2 protein-coding genes are annotated in these 992 nt (G+C 64.0%); both read right to left on the bottom strand.

The window, feature by feature from the left end:
* Positions 1-532: alpha-amylase family glycosyl hydrolase (locus tag ACFPIH_RS56290; protein ID WP_381188135.1), on the bottom strand; the 532-nt coding region annotated here is incomplete at its 3' end.
* Positions 529-992: alpha-glucosidase C-terminal domain-containing protein (locus ACFPIH_RS56285; RefSeq protein WP_381188138.1), on the bottom strand; the 464-nt coding region annotated here is incomplete at its 5' end. The genes ACFPIH_RS56285 and ACFPIH_RS56290, both read right to left, overlap by 4 nt.

Here is a 992-nt window from a genome sequence, read left to right as displayed (position 1 = left end):
AGTACTGCTTGCGGACGGGGTCGAAGGTCCAGTTGGAGGCTTCGGTGTCGACGAAGATGATGCGGGCGTCGGCGTACTGTTTGTCGTCGTCTGCCCACATGTAGTAGTCGCCGTAGGGTCCGTCGGGGTCTTTTCTCGATTCCTGGAACCACGGGTGCTGGTCGCTGGTGTGGTTCATGACGAAGTCGATGACAACGCGCATACCGCGCTGGTGGGCGGCGTCGACGAATTCCACGAAGTCGGCGAGGTCGCCGAATTCCGGGAGGACGGAGGTGTAGTCGGAGACGTCGTATCCGCCGTCTCTGAGGGGCGATTTGAAGAAGGGCGGGAGCCAGAGGCAGTCGACACCCAGCCATTGCAGGTAGTCGAGTTTGGCGGTGATGCCCTTGAGGTCGCCGACGCCATCGCCGTTGCTGTCCTGGAAGGAGCGGACGAGGACCTCGTAGAAGACGGCCCGTTTGAACCATTCCGGGTCGCGGTCCTTGGCGGGGGTGTCCTCGAACGTGTCCTGAACGGGTTCGTTGACGATCATCGTGTGGGTGACCCTCCGATCTGCGGGTTGGACGGTCGCAGGACGGTGAGGACGTGCGCGGGCCGGGTGCCCGGATCCAGGCGCACGTAGTTGGCCCTGCCCCAGTGGTAGGTCTCGCCGGTGAGCTCGTCGCGCACCGGCACGGTCTCGTGCCAGTCAAGGCCGAGTTGCGGCATGTCCAACGAGACCGTGGCCTCCTGGGTGTCGTGGGGGTCGAGGTTGACCACCACCAGAACCGTGTTCGAACCGCTTCTCTTCGAGTAGACGATCACCGAGTCGTTGTCGGCGTGATGGAAGCGCAGATTGCGCAGCGCGCGCAGGGCCGGGTTCGCCCGCCGGATCTCGTTGAGCCGGGTGACGAGGGGTGCGAGGGTGTTCGCGGTTTCCCAGTCGCGGGGTTTGAGCTGGTACTTCTCGGAGTCGAGGTATTCCTCGCTGCCGGGCTTGAGGGGGGTGTTCT

The organism is Streptomyces vulcanius, from assembly GCF_042653945.1.
Classification (GTDB): domain Bacteria; phylum Actinomycetota; class Actinomycetes; order Streptomycetales; family Streptomycetaceae; genus Streptomyces; species Streptomyces mangrovi.
This window is presented reverse-complemented; position numbering and strand designations above follow the sequence as displayed.